Here is a 22005-nt window from a genome sequence, read left to right as displayed (position 1 = left end):
TTAAAACTAGCTAGCTATATTTGCTAACATATTAAATATCTTATTTACTCTAGAACCCCAACCTTGATCTGCAGCATATTTTCTGTTAATCCAAAGTATAGGATCATATGTAGAAGGTCTATTTTTACTTAAATTAATTAAAGTTCTACATACAATATCAGCGCTATCATTGATATTAGTATTATATTTTTTCCAGCTACCGTGAACATTAAAAGGGTTATTTGCAATTTTAGAATGACTTTTTGAAGTCGTAGGAACAAAACTTTGTTCTTGCCCCGTGATTGCAAATAAAAGAAGAGGGTTTAGGTCGTAGCTTGCAGCTACATCTATGATTGTAGAGAAGTATGGCTCTTCAGCTAGAATTGATTTTCTTTTCCTTAAATAGCTTCTTAAGCTACTTTCGTTTATATTCTTATACCTAAATTTTGTTGGTAAAGTATTGTATTTAACAAAAGAATTTTGTTTTACTTGGATTGTTATTTCTTTATTTTGAGGTACTAATACAGTTGATAAAAGGTTTAAGTTATTATCTGAAGCATCAGATAAGTTACTGGGCACTATACTGATTGAATCTAATTTACTAGTAGAGGGAGTAAGTTCGTTTGAACTTTCGGCAGCTATAGCAGGTTCGTTTATTTCAGATAAACTTTCCTTTAAGTTTCCTTTTGAACTTAATAAGACTATAGTTGTAAAAAATAGCATATTTAATGCAACAAATTTAACCTTATTATTTATGTTGTTTGCGTTGTTTTCTTTTTCTTTCACTTTTTCTTTATTTTTAATAGTAGTGAAATTTTGAATCTTAAAACTTTCCATTTTTAATATACCTTCCTTTCAAAGTTTATAATCATTATATAATAAATGGTAATAAATGTCATTAATTAAATTATAGTTTGTTTAATATTCCATCCTTTGTAATTATAAACATAACTCGAGATTTTAATACCTAAACATAATAACACAAAATTAATGAAAGGTTAAGAAAAAATAAAATAAAATTTGAAAAATCGATTGACTTTTTACTAAAATCGGTATATAATATGCCAATGCAACCAGGAATATCCAAAAGATTGGAGGAGAAGGAATGATAAAAAAATTTTCTAAATACTATAAATCACAAAAAAAATTGTTTATTATAGATTTTATATGTGCCTTTTTAGTTGCAGCGGCAGATTTATTTTATCCTATGATAACTAGAGAAATTATTAATAAAGTTATACCAAACAAACAATTAAAGATGTTATTTATTTTAGCTGCATTGTTATTAGTGGTTTATATAATTAAGCTTACATGTAACTATGTGATGGATTATTGGGGACATGTATTAGGCGTACGAATGCAGTATGAAATGAGAAAGGATATTTTTTCACATTTGCAAGAACTTCCTTTTAGTTACTTTGATGACAATAAGACAGGAATTATAATGTCTAGAATAGTTAATGATTTAACGGAAATTTCAGAATTGGCTCATCATGGTCCAGAAGATTTATTTATTTCTATAGTAGTGATTTTAGGGTCATTTATTGCCTTAAGCACAATAAACATACCATTAACGATAATAGTATTTGCTTTTATTCCTTTTTTGATTTGGTTTACTATCTCTAAAAGAGTAAAAATGGGAAAAGCGTTTAAAGATGTAAGAAGAAAAATTGCTGATGTAAATTCTCAATTAGAGAACAGTATATCTGGTATTAGAGTTTCAAAATCTTTTACAAATGAACAGTATGAAATGGATAAATTTGATGAAGGTAATAATAAGTTCAGAATAAGTAGAGAAGCAGCCTTTAAATATATGGCCGAATTTTTTTCAGGAATGAGGTTTTTTATAAATTTTTTAAATATAGTAGTTCTTGTAGCAGGGGGTATATTCTTCTATAAAGGAATTATAGAGTCTGGAGATTTAGTTGCATATCTATTATACATAACTATCTTTATGCAGCCAATTAGAAGATTAACAACTTTTGTTGAACAATACCAATCGGGTATGGCTGGTTTTGAAAGATTTACTGAGTTAATGGAGATTAAGTCCGATATAGTGGATAAAGAAAATGCAGTTGAGTTAGGATATGTAAAAGGTAATATAAAGTTCAATAATGTATCATTTAAATATGATGATAAAAGTTCAGTATTATCAAATATAAATTTAAGCATACCAAATGGAAAAACTATTGCAATTGTTGGACCTAGTGGTGGAGGAAAGACTACTTTATGTCATTTAATACCAAGGTTTTATGAAATAACTGAAGGTGAAATATATATTGATGGAATAGAAATAAAGGATGCTACACTAAAATCTTTAAGAAGGAATATTGGTCTAGTTCAACAAGAAGTATTTTTGTTTACAGGAACTATTAAAGAAAATATTTTATATGGAAAACCTGGTTCATCAGATGAAGAAGTTATTTATGCTGCTAAAAAAGCTAATATTCACGATTTTATAATGAAACAGAAAGATGGATATAATACTTTTGTTGGTGAAAGAGGAATTAAGCTGTCTGGTGGACAAAAACAAAGAATTTCTATAGCTAGGGTTTTCTTGAAAAATCCTCCAATATTAATTTTAGATGAAGCAACATCGGCTTTAGATAATGCCACTGAATTAATTATTCAAAGGTCGTTGGAAGAATTATCTCAAGGAAGAACAACAATTGTAGTCGCTCATAGATTATCTACAGTAAAGAATGCTAATGAAATAATAGTGTTAACGGATAAGGGAATTGAGGAAAGTGGCTCACATGATGAATTGATCAAATTAAAAGGGATTTACGAAAAGCTGTTTAACTCACAGTTTAAAGGATTTATACCTGATGACATTTAATATAATACCAAATTTAATTTAGATAAGGTTGATGATAGTTTGAATTTTAGGTAGTTTTATGTTAAAATAATACGAAATTATTCTAGGGAGGCATTATTTATGAGATTATTAAAAAGAAATAATATTGAAAACTTAATATATGCCTTTAGTAACTATTTTAGAGAGGGTTTGTAGATGTAATATTTATTATTATAGGTGCAAACCCTGCAAATACTATTCTTATTTATAGGGTTTGTGTCTATGATAGTTGCTATATATGTATTAGTAGAGGCTGCATAGATTTATGTCTATGCAGCTTTTTTAATTTCATTTTTAAGGGGGATGTTATATTATGGAAAAAAGAGAAAAATTTTCAGGAAAATTAGGTTTTGTGTTGTCTTGTATCGGTTCTGCCATAGGACTAGGAAACATATGGATGTTTTCATGGAGACTTGGTCAGTATGGTGGTGCGGCATTCCTCGTACCATATTTCCTATTTGTATTTGTTTTAGGAACTGTTGGGTTAATGGGCGAATTTGCGTTAGGTAGGTCAATGAGAAAGGGGTCATTTAGTGGTATAAAAGAAATACTTAATGAAAGAAAGTTACCTTTTAGTAATTTAATATCAAGTATTCCTACAATAGGACTCGCAGGGATTTTTATTTTTTATACAATTGTTGTAGGTTGGATTATTAGATATGTTTATGCATCAATAATGGGTTCATTTAATAATGTGGACATTCCCAATTATTTTAATACTTTTGTTGGAACTCCATATACAATAATATGGCATGCGTTAGCTATAATAGTAATTATAATTATTGTTTTATTAGGAATATCAAAAGGTATAGAAAAAGTAAATAAGATTATAATGCCTGCTCTTTTTATAATTTTTATTTTACTTATGATAAGGTCGTTGACATTGCCTGGAGCAATGAAAGGAGTAGAATATTTATTGGTACCAAAATGGTCCTATTTAGCTAAACCTATTACATGGGTTATGGCTTTGGGACAAGCATTTTTCACAGTATCGCTTACAGGAAGTTCTATGGTGGTATACGGAAGTTACATTGATAAAGATGTAGATATCCCTTCATCAGCTATAAATACTGTGATATTTGATAGTATATCAGCCTTACTTGCAGCGTTTATTATTATTCCAGCGGCATTTTCATTTGGATTAGATCCATCAGCGGGACCGGCGTTATTATTTATAACAGTTCCTTCAATTTTCAAAATGATGCCTGGAGGATATATTTTTGGAATATTATTTTTCTTAAGTGTTTTATTTGCAGCTGTTTCTTCAGCAATAAATATGCTTGAAGTACCAGTTGAAGCAATGATGCACGAATTGAAATGGTCGAGAATAAAAAGTGTGTTGATAGTTTCAATAGTAGGGTTTATTTTAGGGATACCTTTGGACTTAAGTATGGATAAATTCGGTGCTTTTTCAGACTTTATAACTATATACTTATCACCACTTGGAGTTATAATAGCGGCAATAGTATTTTATTGGATATATGGTGTAGATAAAGCAAGAAAAGAGATAAACATAGGTGCTGCCAAGTCAATTGGGAAATGGTTTGAACCATTAGCAAAGTATGTTTTTGTACTAGTTGCCATAGGAATTTTAATTCTTGGAGCTTTTTATGGAGGAATTGGGTAAAGCAACTTGTTTCAAAATGCACAGTATACAGTGCACAGTAAAGGAAAGCTTTCGTTAAAACCAAAGTTTTTATATTGAAGTGAAAGTGTCAAAAACATTTTTATCAAGCAAAAGGAATCACTCCATCATCTTAGATGATAAGGAGTGATTCCTTTTATCATTACTGTGGACTGTGCACTAGTTTAGTTTCTTATCTTTTTACAATGAGTTGAGATTTACCATTTAAAGAATATGCTTTTTCATAAATTGATAACTCTACAGAGCTTTCTTTTTCATTTGAAACAATTACATCTTTATTAGTTACTGATATATTTAATAATACATCTCTAAACATTATTTTAAATGAGTACGAATCCCAATGTGATGGTATAAATGGATTTAAAACAACTTTGCTATTTTTAACTCTAAATCCACCAAAACCTTGAACTACAGCCATCCAAGTTCCTGCCATACTAGTTGTGTGACAACCGTCTTCAGTATCATTATTATAATTATCAAGATCAAGTCTTGAAGTTCGCAAGTACATTTCATAAGCTTTTTCATATTTTCCGATTTTTGCAGCCAGGATTGTATGAATACATGGTGATAATGAAGATTCATGAACTGTTCTTGGTTCGTAGAAGCTAAAGTTATTTTCAATAGTTTCAATACTATAACTATCTTCTAAGGTATACAAGCCTTGAAGAACGTCTGCTTGCTTTATGAAACAAGATCTTAGTATTCTATCCCATGACCAATTTTGATTAATAGGTAGATTTTTTGGATCTAAATCTTTAACCATTATTTGTTCTTTATCAAGATAATTATCTTGTTGTAAAAATATACCTAGCTCTTCATCATAAGGATAATACATATTTTTGATGATATCATTCCAGTTATCAGTTTCACTTTCATTAAAATTGATTTTTTCTAACATAGAAGAGTATTTATCCTTATAATTATCTTTTACAAAGTTAATAACATCTGTAGTATATTCCAACGTCCAAGATGCCATTCTATTTGTGTACCAGTTATTATTAACATTGTTTTCGTACTCATTTGGACCGGTAACTCCTAGAATTACATATTTATTCTTAGCCTTAGAGAAGTTTACCCTTTGAGCCCAGAAGCGCGATATAGCAATTAAAACCTCTAATCCGTAATCTGCAAGGTAAGATTTATCTCCAGTATAATTTACATAATTAAAAATTGCATATGCTATAGCACCATTTCTATGAATTTCTTCAAAAGTTATTTCCCATTCATTGTGACATTCTTCACCGTTCATAGTTACCATTGGATAAAGTGCAGCTCCATTATTAAAACCTAATTTTTCGGCATTTTCAATAGCTTTTCCTAACTGGTTGTACCTATAAAGAAGTAAATTTTTAGAAACATGTTCTTCAGATGTACTTAAGTAGAATGGTAAACAATATGCTTCTGTATCCCAATAAGTACTTCCGCCATATTTTTCTCCTGTAAATCCTTTAGGACCTATATTTAATCTTGAATCTTCTCCATTATAAGTCTGATTTAATTGAAAAATATTAAATCTTATAGCTTGTTGAGCTGCTATATCACCGTTTATAACAATGTCGCTTTCTTTCCATTTTTCAGACCAAGCATTCCTTTGCTCCATTAACAAAGTTTCAAAACCAGTATTTTTAGCTTCTAAAGATTCTTTTTTTGTAATATCTACAAGATTTTCTGAATTGTAATATCTTGAAGAAGTTGTTGATACATATTTATATAGAGTTACTTCATCATTTTTTCTGATGTTTGTACAAATTTCTGTGCTAATGAACTTTTCTTTTTTGTATTTATCTGAATCGAATTTTATCATTGAACCATTTTTAAAAAGTGAAATTTGCATATATGAACAGATTTCAAAGTCTAATTTCTTTGTTTTCATCCTTACATGTCCTGATTCATTTTCAACTGATTGAGATATAACATTCCAAAATTTTTCATCATAGTTTGAATCTTTGTTCATTATATCTCCATCAAGATATGGAGTGATTTTTATTTTACCATCAAAATTTAATGCTTTGATTGAATACTTTATAGTTCCAATACTAGCTCTTTTCATACTTATAAAACGTATAGATTCTACAGAAATTTCTCGACCAGAAGGTAACTTGGCAATGAATTCTCGTTTTAAATAGCCTTCTTTCATGTTTAGAATTCTTTTAAAATTACTTACCTCACATTTTGATAGGTCAAGAGTTTCATTATCAATTAATATATTTATGCCAATCCAGTTTGTGGAATTTAATACTTTGGCAAAATATTCAGGATAACCATTTTTCCACCAACCTACTCTTGTTTTATCAGGATAATAAACTCCAGCTATATAACTACCTTGAAGCGATTTACCGGAATATACTTCTTCAAAGTTAGCACGTTGTCCCATATAACCATTGCCTATACTGAAAATACTTTCTGATATTTCATGATTTTCAGGGTTAAAACCTTCTTCTATAATATTCCATGGATCTAGTTTTAAATATTGATTCATTAAATAACCCCCTAACAAATTTATTGTACAAACGTTTGCGCAAAACTGTATTTTTTAAGGTCAGCAGAACTGACCTATTATTTATTATTACTATACTTTATATGATAAATCAAAAATAAAAAATTTGCTATTGTATTTTATTATAATTATTAAATATTTTTTATAGAAAAAACTACAAAGATTAAAAATTCATTAAAACACTTAACTATTCATCTGTAAAATGATAATATTATAGGGTATGTAGCTATATGTATTGATTATAAATTGCGAAACAAGTTCGAAATTTATAGTGACAAGTTGTGGATACCTTTCGTAAACGAAAGCTTTTAATTAGAGAAAAGACAAAAAGATTACTTTTGCGTTAGTAAAAGCACATTATTCAACCATCTAAGATGATAAAGGTTAAGTTAAAGATTTTCTGCAAGAAAATCATCATTAACTTGTCACTGATTTACTTTGTCTTTTATTTCAATTGTGAACTACATATTTAATGTAAATATTTTTTAATTAGGTAAACTTAAGAAGGAGTTGTTTTAATGGGGAATCTTCTGAAAATATTTTTTCTATCTGCAGTTCCATTAATTGAGCAGAGAGGGTCAATACCAATTGGGGTAATTGTTTATAGTATTCACCCTATGACAGTATTTTTAGTTTGTTTTGTAGGTAGTATGCTTCCTGTTCCATTTATATTGCTTTTGTTTAATAGAATATTCGAATGGATGCAAAGATATAAAGCTTTTGATAGTTTTAGTAATTTTATTCAAAAAAAATTAGATAAAAATTCTGATAAAATGGAGAAATACAAAGAAATTGGATTAATCACATTTATAGCCATACCACTACCAACTACAGGAGTCTGGACAGGTACAGCAGTAGCAGCATTTCTAGAATTAGATTTTAAGAAGTCTGTTATATGTGCAGTTATCGGTGGCCTAATTTCTGCTACAGTAATTACAGTGATTTCTATATTACTTCCATCGTTTTTTGGTTATTAAGTGCTAAAGAAATGGAGTGTCAATTATGGTTGAATTACTTAAAACTCTTATAAATAATTTAGGCTATGTTATACTTATAGTCTTTATTATTTCCAGGATTAACAGTTTCAAAAAAATTATTCAAAGGGATACTTTTAAAAAAACTGATCTAATAATTCTTTCTTTAATTTTTGGAGGTTTTGGTGTTGTAGGAACATATATTGGTACAGAGGTAAATGGAGCTATTGCTAACAACAGGATTATTGGAGTTATGTCAGGAGGAATTCTTTGCGGACCTTTTGTGGGAACTGTAGCAGGATTAATTGCAGGTATTCATAGGTTTATAATTAATCCTGCAGGTATAACTTCAGTTCCTTGTTCTATTACCACAATAACAGCGGGGATTTTTTCTGGTATAATATACAAATATGCTGATGATAGCAAAAAATGGTTTTTTGGGTTAATTGCTGGTATTCTAATGGAGAGTATGGAAATGATATTGATATTAGTAATTTCAAAACCATTTGAACAAGCAGTTTCTATTGTTAAAAGTATATATTTCCCAATGGGATTCACTAATGCTATTGGTATCTGGATTGTTATTATACTAATTCAAGGAATATTTAAAGAAAAGGAAACAATTGCAGCAAAACAAGCTCAATTGGCACTAGAAATTGCAAATAAAACTATGCCATATTTTAGAGAAATAAATTCTCAATCATATTCTATGGTATGCAAAATAATTAAAGACTCCGTAGGTGCTGATGCAGTATCAATAACCGATAAAAATTATATTTTAGCACATGTGGGTATAGGAGAAGATCATCATTTTAAAGGACAAAAGATATTGACTAGTGCTACAGCTAAAGCAATAAAAAGTGGAGAACTTTTAGTAATTACTGATTCTCGTGATGTTAATTGCCCAAATGATAAATGTCCAATTAAGTCAGGTATTATTTCTCCTTTAAAAGAGGGAAATGAAGTTATTGGTGCACTAAAATTGTACTATAGTAAAAGTGGTGTAATTTCTTTTAGAGATAGAAGTTTGGTGAACGGGCTTTCTCAAATTATTTCTACGCAGCTACAGATAAGTAAAGTGGGAAAATTAAAAGAAATGGCTAATAAGGCGGAAATTAAAGCGCTCCAAACTCAAATAAATCCTCATTTCTTGTTTAATGCATTGAATACGATTACGTCTTTTGTTAGAATTAACCCAAATAAAGCAAGAGAATTAATTATAAACTTGTCTTCTTATTTAAGATATAATCTTGATGTAGGGGATGAATTAGTTGATATTTATAAAGAAATTGATCAAGTGAATGCTTATATTGAAATAGAGAAAGCTAGATTTGGAGAAAAATTAAATTTTATATGTAAAGTAGATGAAAATATTGATATAAAGATCCCTAGCTTAATAATACAACCATTAGTGGAAAATTCAGTGAAACATGGTTTGCTACAAAGAGGCGATAAGGGTTATGTAATACTTATAATAAAAAAAATAAATAAGGATAATCTTAAAATTATTATTGAAGATGATGGAGTTGGAATTCCTGAAGAAATTATTGAAAAGGTTTATGCAGGAAAAATGAAGGAAAATAATATAGGATTAAGCAATGTTTATAATAGGTTAAAGATTTTATATGGGGATAGTTTAAATTTTGAAAAAGTTAAAAAAGGCACAAGAATAAGCTTTCATGTATGTAGAAGGGGTGATAAATAGAATATGAATTGTATAGTAGTAGATGATGAATTTCCAGCTAGAGAAGAGTTAAAGTATTTTATAAATAATTTTAGTTCTATAGAAATTCTAGATGAATTTGATGATTCTGTTAAAGCACTTACTTTTGTAGAGAAAAACAAACCGGATATAGTTTTTTTAGATATAAACATGCCTGCAATTGATGGAATGACTTTTGGAAAAATTATTAGTAGTCTCGATAAAAAAATTCATATTGTATATATAACTGCGTACAAGGAACATGCAATTGAAGCCTTTGAAGTTAAAGCGTTTGATTATATTTTAAAACCTTATTCAGAAGAAAGAATTGTAGGTACTTTAAAAAGATTAGAAGAAATGGACGACTCAAAATATAAAAGTGATAAAATTACTCTTTGGAAAGATAATAAAATGTGTGTTATAAATATAGATGATATATGCTATTGTGAAGTATATGATAGAAATACACTGATTTATACTATGGGAAATAGATATAGTATAAATTGTAACATTTCTGAATTTCATAAAAAGTTGCCTGAAAATCATTTTTTTAGAAGTCATAGATCGTTTATAATAAATTTGGATAAGATAAGAGAAATAACTCCTTGGTTTAATAATACTTATATGATAAAGCTAGAGGGTATAGATGATGAGATACCTGTTAGTAGAAGTAATATAAATAAATTTAAGCTAATAATGGGTATATAAAAGCACTCTATGCATTGATTTTGTCTTTTCAGTGTATAAATAGTTTTTTTGTGGTTTAAAATTGTATAATAAGGATGAAAATAAATAGATTATTTTCAAAAATCCCTTATCCCAAACTCAAATCAGATTGATTTGAGTTTTTTTTATTGTGAATTGAATAATTTTTAGAAAACTTGTTATATATATATTATGAGGCTTTTTGTATAAAAGGCAATTATGTTGTCTTATGTATAAAGATTTGGTAAATTTTATTAGTGCAGTAAAAGGGGTGGAAATATGAGTGAAAGCAATAAAGAAAAAATTAAAAGTTTTAGAGATTTTGTTGCTGCTGTTAGTTCAAAAGAACTTGGATTGATTATTTTAGATGCAAAATATACTAGTGATTTTAATTTTAGAATGAAAAATTTAATAAAGGAAATTGGAAATGAAGGTAATGCTGATATTGAATTGAGTATATTGTTTAACACAAATGGAGAAATTGCTGTAATAGATGAATACTTAATAGGTAATTACATTTCAAATATTTATCAAGTGGAATTATGTAAATATTATAAAATTGATAATTTAGATACTTTAGTAAAAAAAGTTTCAAGTAGTACTGCTAAAGGGAAAGAAGATTTTGTGAAAATATCTTATTTCATATTATATAAAACTATGGAAGAAATATTTGAATGGATAAAATATAAAGCCCAGACTATGAAATATTACAATGAATATTTTGGCATAGAAAAATATAAAAATGATGATAAGACAATTATAATATTAATTTTTATGATACTTTATGATATAACAAAGCATTTAAAACTTGAAGAAAGTTATTTAAAAAAGCTATCTAGCTCTGTAATAGACAATTAAAAATACTTTATTATTCTTATTTGTTCGACAAAAATTAATCGATATTTATGTTATTAAGCCCTCTATTAGACTGTAATGGAAATTAATAGAATATTAGATGGAGATTTGCAGAGATATTTGTCATAATCTTTTGTATGAAAATATAAAAGGTATATTATAATATGACAAAATTCTGAGAATCTAGATGTTATCATTTAAATATAATTGTTTTTGATATGTGGAGGGATTGATATGGTAATTGTAGATAATATGATGAAAAGAGAAAGTTTGGACAATAGGAGCTACGACTATTACTATAGAATTATTAAAGGGAAGATTTGTCTTGGTGATAATTGTATGTCAACCATTCAATCTTATGGTATCGAAGTAGAAAGGCAGGATTTTGAAAAAGATACTTTAGTGAATGTAGAGAGAGAGAGAATAGATAATATTAGTCCTCATAGACATAAAGTTCAAAATATTTTAAAATCATTATATAAGGGAAGCGCTTCACCTATACATTTAGTTGATATAGTTTCTGAGACTATTGATGATTACATAAGTGATTTTGATGAAATGGCGAATAATATTTCAGCTTATTAAGGAGGGAAACCTCCTTTTATTTTTTTCGTATTGGAAATAAAATGTGAACTAAATCAGTGACAAGTTAAAGAAAGAGATCGTTGAAGAATAACTTCAACTAAATTCTTTCAAAAAACATATAGAGTTTTCAATTCAACTAATTATTTATACAAGTCCAAAACTCATAAATACTTGAGATTTTGTACATGTATAAATAAAGTTTCGTAATAAAAACTCTTATTTGAAGATTTCATATTTTTGAAAGAAAAGTAGAACTAATCCTTAAGCCGACTCTTAGGATAATTCTCTTGCAGAAAATCTTTAACTAAGCCGTTATCATCTTTGATGATGGAGCAATGAGCTTTTGCTACGCAAAAGGAATTTTTTTATTTTTTATTTAATTAAAAACTTTCGCTTGCGAAAGGTATCCACAACTTATCACTTGTAACTTGTCACTATAAATTTGGAACTTGTTCGCAATTTATAATAATTATACAAATTTCTCTCTTAGGTGTATTATATAATTATAAAATTATAAAATATCAATCTAATAGGGGGTAACTATGATAGCGGGTATTGGAGTAGATATTATTGAAATAGATAGGATAAATAAATCTATAGAAAGAAATCCCAACTTTATTAATAAGATATTTACTGAAAATGAAATTGAGTATTTTAAACTTAGAAAAATGCGACCTGAGTATATAGCAGGAAGATTTGCGGCAAAAGAAGCTATTTCAAAAGCATTAGGAACTGGGATAAGAGGTTTTGATATAAAAGATATTGAAATAGATAGGAATGCATTAGGTAAACCTATTGCAGTTTTAAAAGGTAAGTGTAAGAAAATATTAAAAAAGTATCCAAATTATAAGATGCATATAAGTATATCTCATAGTAAAGAAAATGCAATTGCCTATGCGCTTTTGGAGGTAGATGTGGATGAAGATTCTAAAGTCTTGTAAAATAAGAGAAATAGATAAATATTGTATTGAGAAGTTGGGAATTCCAGGTATAATATTGATGGAGAATGCTGCTAATAAAGTGATTGATAATATTGATTTGAAGGTGTATAACCGTTTTGTAATAGTATGTGGAGTAGGTAATAATGGTGGAGATGGATTAGTAGTCGCAAGACATCTTTACACAAAAGGTAAAAAAGTAGAGGTCTTTATTATCGGAGATATTACAAAAATGAGTAAGGACTGCAAAATCAATTATGAAATAATTAAGAATCTTAAAATTAAAATTAATGTAGTAAACAATATGGAGGATATCTATTTATTAAGAGAAGCAATAAATAGATGTGAAGTGACTATAGATAGTATTTTTGGTACAGGGATTAAAAGAAATGTAGAAGGTATTTATAATTCAGCTATTTCAATCATAAATATTAATAGTAAATATACTATTTCAATAGATATGCCTAGTGGAATTAATAGTGATACAGGTAAAGTCATGGGAATTGCAATAAATGCTAATAAGACGGTTACTTTTCAAATGTTAAAAAGAGGATTTATAAATTATGGTACTGATTGTTATACTGGAAAAGTTATAGTTGAGGATATTGGTATACCAGAATTTGTTGTTGATAAATTTCAAGAAAATGAATACATGACTGATATAGAAGATATAAATAAAATATTGATTTACGGAACGAAGTATTTACATAAAGGAAACTTTGGGAAGGTAAATATTATTGCTGGGTCAGAAGGGTTTGTTGGAGCTGCTTATATTGCGACACAAGCAGCTGTTAGAATAGGAGCAGGATTGGTAACTCTTACTTGTCCTAAAGCGGTTCGAAATATTTTAAGTTCAAAGCTTGTAGAAGCAATGACTGTAGAATTAGAAAATAAAATTAAATTTAGAGAGAGTATGGAGAAGTATGATGCTATTGCTGCAGGACCTGGCATGGGAAATACAGAGAAGACAAAAGAGGTAATATATGATTTGATTTCTAACTCTAAAGTACCATTAGTTTTAGATGCTGATGGAATTAATGTTCTAAATAATAATGTGTCTATATTGTTTAAGAGAAAATCAGATATAGTTTTGACACCTCATCCTGGTGAATTTTCTAGAATATCTGGTAAAACAATAGAGCAAATAAATTCAGATAGAATAAATATTGCTAAAGAGTTTGCTGAAAAATATAAAATTGTTTTATTATTAAAAGGATACAATACCATTATTACAGATGGCGATAAAGTTTATGTTAATCCCACTGGAAATAGTTCTATGGCTACTGGTGGAATGGGAGATTGTTTGACTGGAATAATAGCCGCTTTAATGGCTCAAGGTATTGGAAGTCTAGAAGCAACTTATATAGGAGCGTATATTCATGGTTATTGTGGAGAGAAACTTTCAAAAAGTATGTTTAGAGTGAATGCAGAGCATGTTTTGAATGAATTGCCTTATGCTATGAAGGAACTACAATTAAATAAGAAAGATTGTTGAAATAAACTGCGATCTAGTTGACGAGTAACAGTGTTCAGAAATGGATACTTTTCATTTTTAATAAAAGTGCGTAACTCCTTACGTACTTTTATTTATTAGGAATATTATTACAAACGAAGGAATAGTATTAGTTATGTACAGTCAATAAATAGGAGGAAACTATGACTAAAAAAGGACTAATGCTATTGTTTTCATGTGTTTTTATAATCTTGATTATTACAGGGTGCGGGAAAAAAGAAATTAAAACTGAAGATATAATAAAACAGTTAAAAGAGATTGAATCATATAGTTGTAATATAGAAATACATAATAAAAATTCTAAACAGGAAATAGTATATGATTGTATGCAATATTACAATAGAAAATATGGACATAGATTAGATATTAATGATGAGAGAGTTTTAATATTTAAAGGCAACGATATTCAAATAAATGATTTGAACAGTGGTACTTTTTATTTAACTTCTAAGAATTTTGACTCGGTTTTTAAATTAAGTTTTATTGAAGAATATATTGGTTTGCTTTATACTGATGAAGAGGTTAAATGTGTATTTGAAAATGAAAATGGAAGAAATATTATGTTGATCTATTTAAATATTCCTGGAAGCAATAGAAATTTAAATAGAGCAGTTATGTATGTTGATGCTGAAAATGCTATACCAATAAAAACAGTGATATATGATTTTAATGATAGTGAGAAGATACAATTTATTTATAAGAACTTTACTACAACTGAAGAAATTGGTGAAGAAAGATTTAAAATAGAATAAATAACCTCATATTCATTTTCATTAGATGGAGGGGTAGTTATGTTTAAACATATTAGACCAGTGTGGGAAGAAATAAATTTAGATAATTTAGTGCATAATATAAAACATATTAGGAAGATTTGCAAAAGTAATGAAATAATGGCTGTAGTAAAAGCTGATGCATACGGCCATGGAGCAATAGATATAGTACCTGAGTTATTAAGAAATGGTGCTAATAGTTGTGCTGTTGCAGTTATTAGTGAAGCTATAGAGTTAAGAAAAGCAGGAGTAGAAGCACCTATTCTAATATTAGGATTTACATCACCGGCACATATAAATGAGCTTTTAAAATATGATGTTGAGCAAACTGTATTTACTTATGAATATGCTGAGTTGATTTCAAAAGAAGCTTCAAATAATTATAAAACTGCAAAAATTCATATTTGCGTAGATACAGGCATGGGAAGAATAGGTTTTTTGCCTGACAGAAAAAGTATAGAAGATGTATATAAAATAAGTAAATTACCAAATATAAAGATAGAAGGAGTATTTTCTCATTTTTCGACAGCAGACGAAAACGATAAATCTTATACATATAATCAAGCTGAAAAGTTTAATGATTTTTGTAATGAGCTTGTGAGCTTAGGAATTAAATTTGAAAAAAAGCATATAGGGAATAGTGCAGCAGCTATGGATTTGCCAGATTTTCATTATGATGCTATTAGACCTGGAATTATACTATATGGGTATTATCCTTCAAGGGAAGTGAACATAAAAAAATTAAACTTAAAACCAGTTATGCAGCTTAAAACTAATATAGTTCACATAAAGAATCTATCAAAAGGATATTCAGTAGGGTATGGAAGGGACTTTATAACTACTAGAGAAAGTGTTATTGCAACATTGCCGGTGGGTTATGCTGATGGTTATACAAGAGCTTTAAACGGTAAAGCTAAAGTTATTGTAAATGGGTGCTTTGCTCCGGTTATAGGTAAAATTTGTATGGACCAATGTATGATAGATGTTACTGATATAGAAGATGTAAAAGTGGGAAATGAAGTAATACTTATTGGAAATAATGGAGATAAAAAATTCGATGCAGATGATATTGCGGAGGCTATTGGTACAATAAATTATGAAGTGGTTTGTATGATAAGTAGGAGAGTTCCGAGGGTATACATAAAAGATGATATGGTTGTCAAAGTAAGAAATTATGTTTAATTTATGAACAAAAGGTAATATGTGCAGGTATTTCGCAATTTATAGTTTGCTTTAACCAGTGTTTATGACGTTTTCTTTGACAATTAGACAAAATTTAAGATATAATTATTTTGTATAATTTGTTTTTTACTTATTAGGAGGTATTATATTTGTATGTCAAATTCAAAGAGGTTCAAGTTAACATTGCCTGAATGCCTGGCTAAAGACTTTAATAAAAATAACAAAAAAAACTGTAAATATATTAGACATAAACTAATAGTATATATAGAAGATAAAAAAAAGACTATAGAAACTGAAGATTGGAAAAATGGATATTTAGAGATGGCAGAAATAAATCTTGATATTTGCGAAATGGGCTTCGCAGAAGAAATGTCTCAATTAAATCAATATGAAGCTGAGCTTGCGGAGAGTGATAGGCCTAATGACTACTATAATGGTAAAAAGAGGAGATATATTTTATGCTGATTTAAGTCCTGTTGTTGGCTCAGAGCAGGGAGGTATAAGACCTGTACTTATTATCCAAAATGATATTGGCAACAAATACAGTCCTACTGTTATAATTGCAGCAATTACTTCTCAGATTAATAAAGCGAAACTTCCAACTCATGTGGAAATTTCATCTGAAGAGTATGGTCTGAATAAAGATTCAGTTGTGTTGCTGGAGCAAATAAGGACTCTGGACAAAAGACGCTTAAAAGAAAAAATTGGACATATGTCTGAAAAAGATATGAGAAATGTGGATGAAGCACTTTTAATAAGTGTTGGACTATAAGAGGTTTTCGCTATGCGAAAACCTTTTTTTAGTAAATTGATATGTTTCTGAAGGGTTTTGGTAGCAAATAACTTATAACTATTATAATCCTTATAAAACAAAGTAAAATATTTTTCTTTTATATATACAAATATAAATTTTTACAAATTTTTCAGAACATTTGACTAAATTTTTGATTAAAAAGGTTTACATTGAAAGATACTATATATTAATGAAATAAACTACTGTACATTTAAATATTTGTTGGTATAATAATGTTTGAGTGTAAATTGAATTAAAACAATTAAGTATTAACTAGTTTTTATTATTTAGGAGGGGTTTTTGATGAAAAAAGATATCCTTCAAATGCAAGAAATTGCAAAAGATATCAGAACGGATATTGTAAAAATGTTAACTGAATCGGCATCTGGTCACCCAGGTGGTTCACTATCTGCTGTTGAAATAATGACTGTTTTATATTTTAATGAAATGAATGTAGACCCTGAAAATGCAAAGAATAGCAATAGAGATAGATTTGTTCTTTCAAAAGGACACGCAGCTCCAGTACTATATAGTACTTTGGCTAGAAGAGGATTTTTCCCTGTTGAAGAATTAATGGGACTTAGAAAATTTGGTTCAATGCTTCAAGGGCATCCAAACATGAATTATGTACCTGGAGTAGATATGTCTACTGGATCACTTGGTCAAGGAATATCTACAGCAGTAGGTATGGCTTTAGCTGGAAAGTTAGATAAAAAAGATTATAGAGTATATACATTACTTGGAGATGGAGAATTAGAAGAAGGTCAAGTATGGGAAGCGGCAATGTCAGCAGGACATTATAAATTAAATAACCTAACTGCTTTTGTTGATTTCAATGGATTACAAATTGATGGACCATGTGAAAAAGTTATGAATCCAAATCCTATAGATAAAAAATTCGAAGCGTTTAATTGGCATGTGATATCTATAGATGGACACGATTATGAAGCAATTCTAAGTGCTATAGAAGAAGCTAAGTCTGTTACTGATAAGCCCACTGCAGTTATATGTAAGACTGTTAAAGGTAAAGGTGTATCATTTATGGAAAATCAAGCTGGATGGCATGGTGCTGCACCTAGTAAAGAACAATGCGAGATTGCATTAAAAGAGATTAGAGGTGAAGAATAATGTCAAAAAACATCGCTACAAGAGAAGCATATGGAAAAACATTAGCTGAGTTAATTGTTGAGAATGAAAATATAGTTGTTTTAGATGCTGATTTATCTAAATCAACAAAAACTGCTGGAGCTAAAGAGGTTTGTCCTGAAAGACATATTAACATGGGTATTGCTGAAGGTAACATGATGGCAGTAGCCGGTGGATTAGCATCTTGTGGAAAAATCCCTTTTGCAAGTACTTTTGCTATGTTTGCTTCTGGAAGAGCTTTTGAACAAATTAGAAATACAATTTGTTATCCAAAATTAAATGTAAAAATATGCGCTACTCATGCAGGTATTACTGTTGGAGAAGATGGTGCTTCACATCAATCTGTTGAAGACGTATCACTTATGAGAAGCATTCCAAATATGACTGTTATTAGTCCTAGTGATGCAGTAGAAGCTTCAGCTGCTATTAGAGCAATAGTTGATTTTAATGGACCTGTATATGTAAGACTTGGTAGATCTGCTGTTCCTGTAATTAATGATAGAGATGATTATTCTTTTGAAATAGGTAAAGCTGTAACTTTAAGAGAAGGAAAAGATGCAGTAATTTTTGCTACTGGAATAATGGTAGATGCTGCACTTGAAGCATATAATTTATTAGCTGAAGAAGGAATAAAAGTTAAAGTAGTTAATATACATACTATTAAACCAATAGATGTAGATGCGATTGTTAATGCTGCAAGAGAAACAGGTTTAGCTATTACTGCTGAAGAACATAGTATTATAGGTGGATTAGGTTCTGCGGTTGCAGAGGTTTTAAGTGAAAATAATCCAACACCAGTAGTCAGAGTGGGTATCAAAGATACTTTTGGTGAAAGTGGAAAACCAAATGAACTATTAAAAGCATATGGGTTAACAGCTGAAGACATAGTTTCAGCCGTTAAAAAAGGTATGCAATTAAAATAATTGAAAAGAAGTAGTGCATAACTGCTGATTAGGAAGGGGGATTTTATACTCCTTCCTTTTTGCTATACAAAATTGGGATGTTAACTTCGACTTAGCAACCCTATAGGTAGGTGATGTTAATGAAAAATAAATTTAAAGAGTATTTTTGGATTACTATAGGATATTTAATCACAGCGTTTGGTATAAAATTCTTCATAGCTCCTAATAAAATTGCTGGTGGTGGAGTTACAGGTATAGCAATCTTAATAAATTATTTTATTCCACAGGTTTCAGTTGCAATTATTATGTTATTTTTAAATGTTATATTGTTTATAATTGCATTTATATTCATAGGAGGAAAATTTGGAGGAAAAACTATATATGCTACATTGTCTTTATCAGGAGCATTGTATGTTATGGATAGATTTTTTCCACAAAACTATGCTATAACAAACGACTTACTGTTAGCTACTATCTTTGGAACTTTTCTTTCGGGTATAGGATTAGGGTTAGTATTTAATCAAAATGCGTCAACCGGTGGAACAGACATATTGGCCAAGATATTAAATAAATTTTTTCATTTAGATATTGGTAAAGCTTTATTGATAGTTGATTTTATTGTTGCATTGTCCAGTGTGATAATTTTTAATGCAGAAATAGGTATGTATGCAATCTTAGCAGTTGTATTAAATGGTGTTATAGTAGATAAGGTTATTGAAGGGTTAAATACATGTAAATCGATTTTTATAATAAGTGGTAAACAAGATTTAGTTATTGAATATATTATCAAGGAATTAGATAGAGGGTGCACTATTTTTGAAGGTAAAGGTGCGTTTAGTGGAAAAAAAGGAGATATTTTATACACAGTTTTAGGTAGAAAAGAATTTATAAAGTTAAGAAATTTCATGAAATCTGTTGATAAAAATGCTTTTGTTATAGTTAGTGAAGCTCATGAGGTTCTTGGAGAAGGGTTTAAGAATATTATTGAAGAATAATATTTAATAGTTGTTTAGAAAATATTGGTCTTCGTCTTAAGAAAATTTGAATAATTTGAAAATTTTCTATGAAATTTGTTATAATTACTGAATTAAATCTAAAAAATAAATCTTATTATGATATAATATTACTTAAGAATGCAATAAAAATTATAGAGATAAAGTATGTTTAAATATAATAAGTTACATATTTTTAGATAAGGAGAAACCAATATGATATTATTCCAAAGGACTTCTAAGGTTTACGATAATAATGTTTTTGCATTAAAAAATGTTAGCTTGGAAATTGAAAGAGGAGAATTTGTTTTTTTAGTAGGACCTAGTGGAGCAGGAAAATCTACATTTATTAAATTGTTATTAAAAGAAATTGACCCAACTAAAGGTAAAATTATTGTTAATGGTACTGATTTGACTATGCTAAAACATAACCAAACACCTTATTATAGAAGAAGAATAGGTATGGTTTTTCAAGATTTTAGATTGATTTCTTCACTTAATGTTCAAGAAAATGTTGAATTTGCTATGAGAGTTGTTGAAGCTAATAGGAAAGATATAAAGAAAAGGGTTCCGCTAGTGTTATCTATGGTTGGACTAACAAATAAGAGCAAATGTTTTCCAAATGAGTTATCAGGAGGAGAACAACAAAGAGTAGCTATTGCAAGAGCTATAGTTAATAATCCTACAATGGTAATAGCGGATGAACCAACAGGTAATCTTGATCCTGACACTTCAATTGAAATAATGCAGGTTCTTCAAGATATTAATAGAGCGGGAACAACAATAATTATGGCTACTCATGATAAAAATATAGTAGACACTATGAAAAAAAGAGTAATTGCTATTGAAAGTGGTACAATAGTTAGAGATGAACAGAGAGGAAGATACGGTTATGAAGATTAGTTCTATAAAACATTTTTTTTCTAGTGCCTTTAAGAGTTTAGTTAGAAATAAAACTTTGAGTATTGCTTCTGTTATAACTGTTACACTAACACTATTTTTGTTTGGTGTATTGTTATTAGTTATGGTAAATGCTAGTGGTCTAGTAAAAGATATAGAATCTAAAATTGAATTACAGGTATTTCTGAATGAAGATGCTTCTGTTTCTGAAAAAATGGAAATAGAAAAAAAACTTAAATTAAATGAACATGTAAAAGAGGTAGCTTTTGTTACTAAAGAGGAAGCTTTAGAAGAATTTAAAGAGCAACTTGGTGAAGAAAACAAAGAATTAGTTCAAGGATTTGATGAAAGTAATCCTTTGCCAGAATCTTATGTTATTAAGGTTGATAAGCCAGAATCTATTGAATTAATTGCTGGAGATATAAAAGATATGGCAGGAATAAAGCAAATAGAAGATGATGTGGATTTAGTAAACCAAATTACTTCCTTTACAAATGGAATTAAATGGGTTGGAATTTTAATAATAATAATATTAGTTCCCGTTTCATTATTTTTAATAATGAACACCATTAAATTAGCTGTATTTTCTAGAAGAAAAGAAATTGGTATTATGAAATATGTTGGAGCAACAGATGCTTTTATTAGATGGCCTTTTGTTATTGAAGGACTAATAATAGGATTACTTGGATCATTAATATCAGTTTTATTGTTAAATAATATTTATTTTGCTGTGTTTAATAAATTGTCAGGTGTAGTTAGAGGTGGAAATATTATTGCTCCTAACACTATTTTATTTCAACTTACCATAGGGTTTGTTCTAGGTGGTTGTGTTATAGGAATATTAGGAAGTATGCTTTCTTTGAGAAAATTTTTAAAAGTATAAAAAATATTAGGTTGGAAATTGATTACAATTTCCAACCTTTACTCTTTATTATTTGGTATAAAAGCTTTATAATAAACGTAATATTTAAAGAATGATAATATAGGGAATTAATGGCAAACCTGATTTGTATTTCTTTAACTTTTGATTCATTAAAGAGGTTAGGCATATAAATATAGGATTGAATAGG

Annotated in this window: 20 protein-coding genes; 18 read left to right on the top strand and 2 right to left on the bottom strand. The window is 28.7% G+C overall.

The window, feature by feature from the left end; genetic code table 11:
• Positions 1–6 precede the first annotated feature (6 nt).
• Positions 7–816 carry a hypothetical protein gene (locus tag ACQ3F0_RS04160; protein ID WP_428863803.1) on the bottom strand — a complete coding sequence of 270 codons (810 nt, stop codon included), beginning with the start codon at positions 814–816 and terminating at the stop codon, positions 7–9.
• A gap of 268 nt (positions 817–1084) precedes the next feature.
• On the opposite strand from ACQ3F0_RS04160, the gene ACQ3F0_RS04155 reads away from it, so the two are divergent.
• Both ACQ3F0_RS04155 and ACQ3F0_RS04150 read left to right on the top strand, forming a co-directional pair.
• Complete coding sequence (locus ACQ3F0_RS04155) at positions 1085–2818, top strand: ABC transporter ATP-binding protein (RefSeq protein WP_428863801.1); 1734 nt, start codon at positions 1085–1087, stop codon at positions 2816–2818.
• 331 nt (positions 2819–3149) lie between these two features.
• Complete coding sequence (locus tag ACQ3F0_RS04150) at positions 3150–4463, top strand: sodium-dependent transporter (RefSeq protein ID WP_428863799.1); 1314 nt, start codon at positions 3150–3152, stop codon at positions 4461–4463.
• A 190-nt stretch (positions 4464–4653) separates the two neighbouring features.
• Here ACQ3F0_RS04150 and ACQ3F0_RS04145 read toward each other — a convergent pair whose 3' ends face one another.
• Entirely contained in the window at positions 4654–6960 is a 2307-nt protein-coding gene (locus ACQ3F0_RS04145; protein WP_428863798.1) for a glycoside hydrolase family 65 protein, read from the bottom strand.
• A 536-nt stretch (positions 6961–7496) separates the two neighbouring features.
• Here ACQ3F0_RS04145 and ACQ3F0_RS04140 point away from each other — a divergent pair.
• The 16 genes from ACQ3F0_RS04140 to ftsX all read left to right on the top strand — a co-directional run bounded on the left by ACQ3F0_RS04140 (position 7497) and on the right by ftsX (position 21818).
• Complete coding sequence (locus tag ACQ3F0_RS04140) at positions 7497–7955, top strand: COG2426 family protein (RefSeq protein ID WP_428863797.1); 459 nt, start codon at positions 7497–7499, stop codon at positions 7953–7955.
• A 25-nt stretch (positions 7956–7980) separates the two neighbouring features.
• Positions 7981–9657 carry a LytS/YhcK type 5TM receptor domain-containing protein gene (locus ACQ3F0_RS04135; RefSeq protein ID WP_428863795.1) on the top strand — a complete coding sequence of 559 codons (1677 nt, stop codon included), beginning with the start codon at positions 7981–7983 and terminating at the stop codon, positions 9655–9657.
• A 3-nt stretch (positions 9658–9660) separates the two neighbouring features.
• Entirely contained in the window at positions 9661–10362 is a 702-nt protein-coding gene (locus ACQ3F0_RS04130; RefSeq protein WP_428863794.1) for a LytR/AlgR family response regulator transcription factor, read from the top strand.
• Positions 10363–10638: 276 nt separating this feature from the next.
• Entirely contained in the window at positions 10639–11217 is a 579-nt protein-coding gene (locus ACQ3F0_RS04125; protein WP_428863793.1) for a hypothetical protein, read from the top strand.
• A gap of 231 nt (positions 11218–11448) precedes the next feature.
• Positions 11449–11799, top strand: coding sequence for a DUF6514 family protein (locus tag ACQ3F0_RS04120; RefSeq protein ID WP_428863792.1), 351 nt, complete (start codon positions 11449–11451; stop codon positions 11797–11799).
• A gap of 542 nt (positions 11800–12341) precedes the next feature.
• On the top strand, positions 12342–12740 hold the full coding sequence (gene acpS, locus ACQ3F0_RS04115; RefSeq protein WP_428863791.1) for a holo-ACP synthase: 399 nt from the start codon (positions 12342–12344) through the stop codon (positions 12738–12740).
• Positions 12718–14232 carry an NAD(P)H-hydrate dehydratase gene (locus ACQ3F0_RS04110; RefSeq protein ID WP_428863790.1) on the top strand — a complete coding sequence of 505 codons (1515 nt, stop codon included), beginning with the start codon at positions 12718–12720 and terminating at the stop codon, positions 14230–14232. Before acpS ends, ACQ3F0_RS04110 begins: the two co-directional genes overlap by 23 nt.
• Before the next feature lie 161 nt (positions 14233–14393).
• Entirely contained in the window at positions 14394–15002 is a 609-nt protein-coding gene (locus ACQ3F0_RS04105; RefSeq protein WP_428863789.1) for a germination lipoprotein GerS-related protein, read from the top strand.
• A gap of 39 nt (positions 15003–15041) precedes the next feature.
• The gene (alr, locus tag ACQ3F0_RS04100; RefSeq protein WP_428863788.1) at positions 15042–16202 is read left to right on the top strand and encodes an alanine racemase; all 1161 of its coding nucleotides are present in this window, start codon (positions 15042–15044) and stop codon (positions 16200–16202) included.
• 153 nt (positions 16203–16355) lie between these two features.
• The gene (locus ACQ3F0_RS04095) at positions 16356–16667 is read left to right on the top strand and encodes a CopG family transcriptional regulator (protein WP_428863787.1); all 312 of its coding nucleotides are present in this window, start codon (positions 16356–16358) and stop codon (positions 16665–16667) included.
• Positions 16624–16974: a type II toxin-antitoxin system PemK/MazF family toxin gene (locus ACQ3F0_RS04090; RefSeq protein ID WP_428863786.1), complete on the top strand. Its 351-nt coding sequence runs from the start codon at positions 16624–16626 to the stop codon at positions 16972–16974. The genes ACQ3F0_RS04095 and ACQ3F0_RS04090 overlap by 44 nt, the downstream gene beginning before the upstream one ends.
• Before the next feature lie 324 nt (positions 16975–17298).
• On the top strand, positions 17299–18123 hold the full coding sequence (locus tag ACQ3F0_RS04085) for a transketolase (RefSeq protein ID WP_428863785.1): 825 nt from the start codon (positions 17299–17301) through the stop codon (positions 18121–18123).
• Positions 18123–19064 carry a transketolase family protein gene (locus ACQ3F0_RS04080; RefSeq protein ID WP_428863784.1) on the top strand — a complete coding sequence of 314 codons (942 nt, stop codon included), beginning with the start codon at positions 18123–18125 and terminating at the stop codon, positions 19062–19064. The genes ACQ3F0_RS04085 and ACQ3F0_RS04080 overlap by 1 nt, the downstream gene beginning before the upstream one ends.
• A 119-nt stretch (positions 19065–19183) precedes the next feature.
• On the top strand, positions 19184–20038 hold the full coding sequence (locus ACQ3F0_RS04075; protein WP_428863783.1) for a YitT family protein: 855 nt from the start codon (positions 19184–19186) through the stop codon (positions 20036–20038).
• A gap of 213 nt (positions 20039–20251) precedes the next feature.
• Positions 20252–20938, top strand: a complete 687-nt coding sequence (gene ftsE, locus ACQ3F0_RS04070; protein ID WP_428863782.1) for a cell division ATP-binding protein FtsE — start codon at positions 20252–20254, stop codon at positions 20936–20938.
• Positions 20928–21818 (top strand): permease-like cell division protein FtsX, encoded by an 891-nt coding sequence (gene ftsX / locus ACQ3F0_RS04065; RefSeq protein ID WP_428863781.1) that lies wholly within the window; start codon positions 20928–20930, stop codon positions 21816–21818. Before ftsE ends, ftsX begins: the two co-directional genes overlap by 11 nt.
• Positions 21819–22005 lie beyond the last annotated feature (187 nt).

This window comes from Clostridium sediminicola (assembly GCF_050402865.1).
Taxonomy (GTDB): Bacteria; Bacillota; Clostridia; order Clostridiales; family Clostridiaceae; genus Clostridium_AF; species Clostridium_AF sediminicola.
This window is presented reverse-complemented; position numbering and strand designations above follow the sequence as displayed.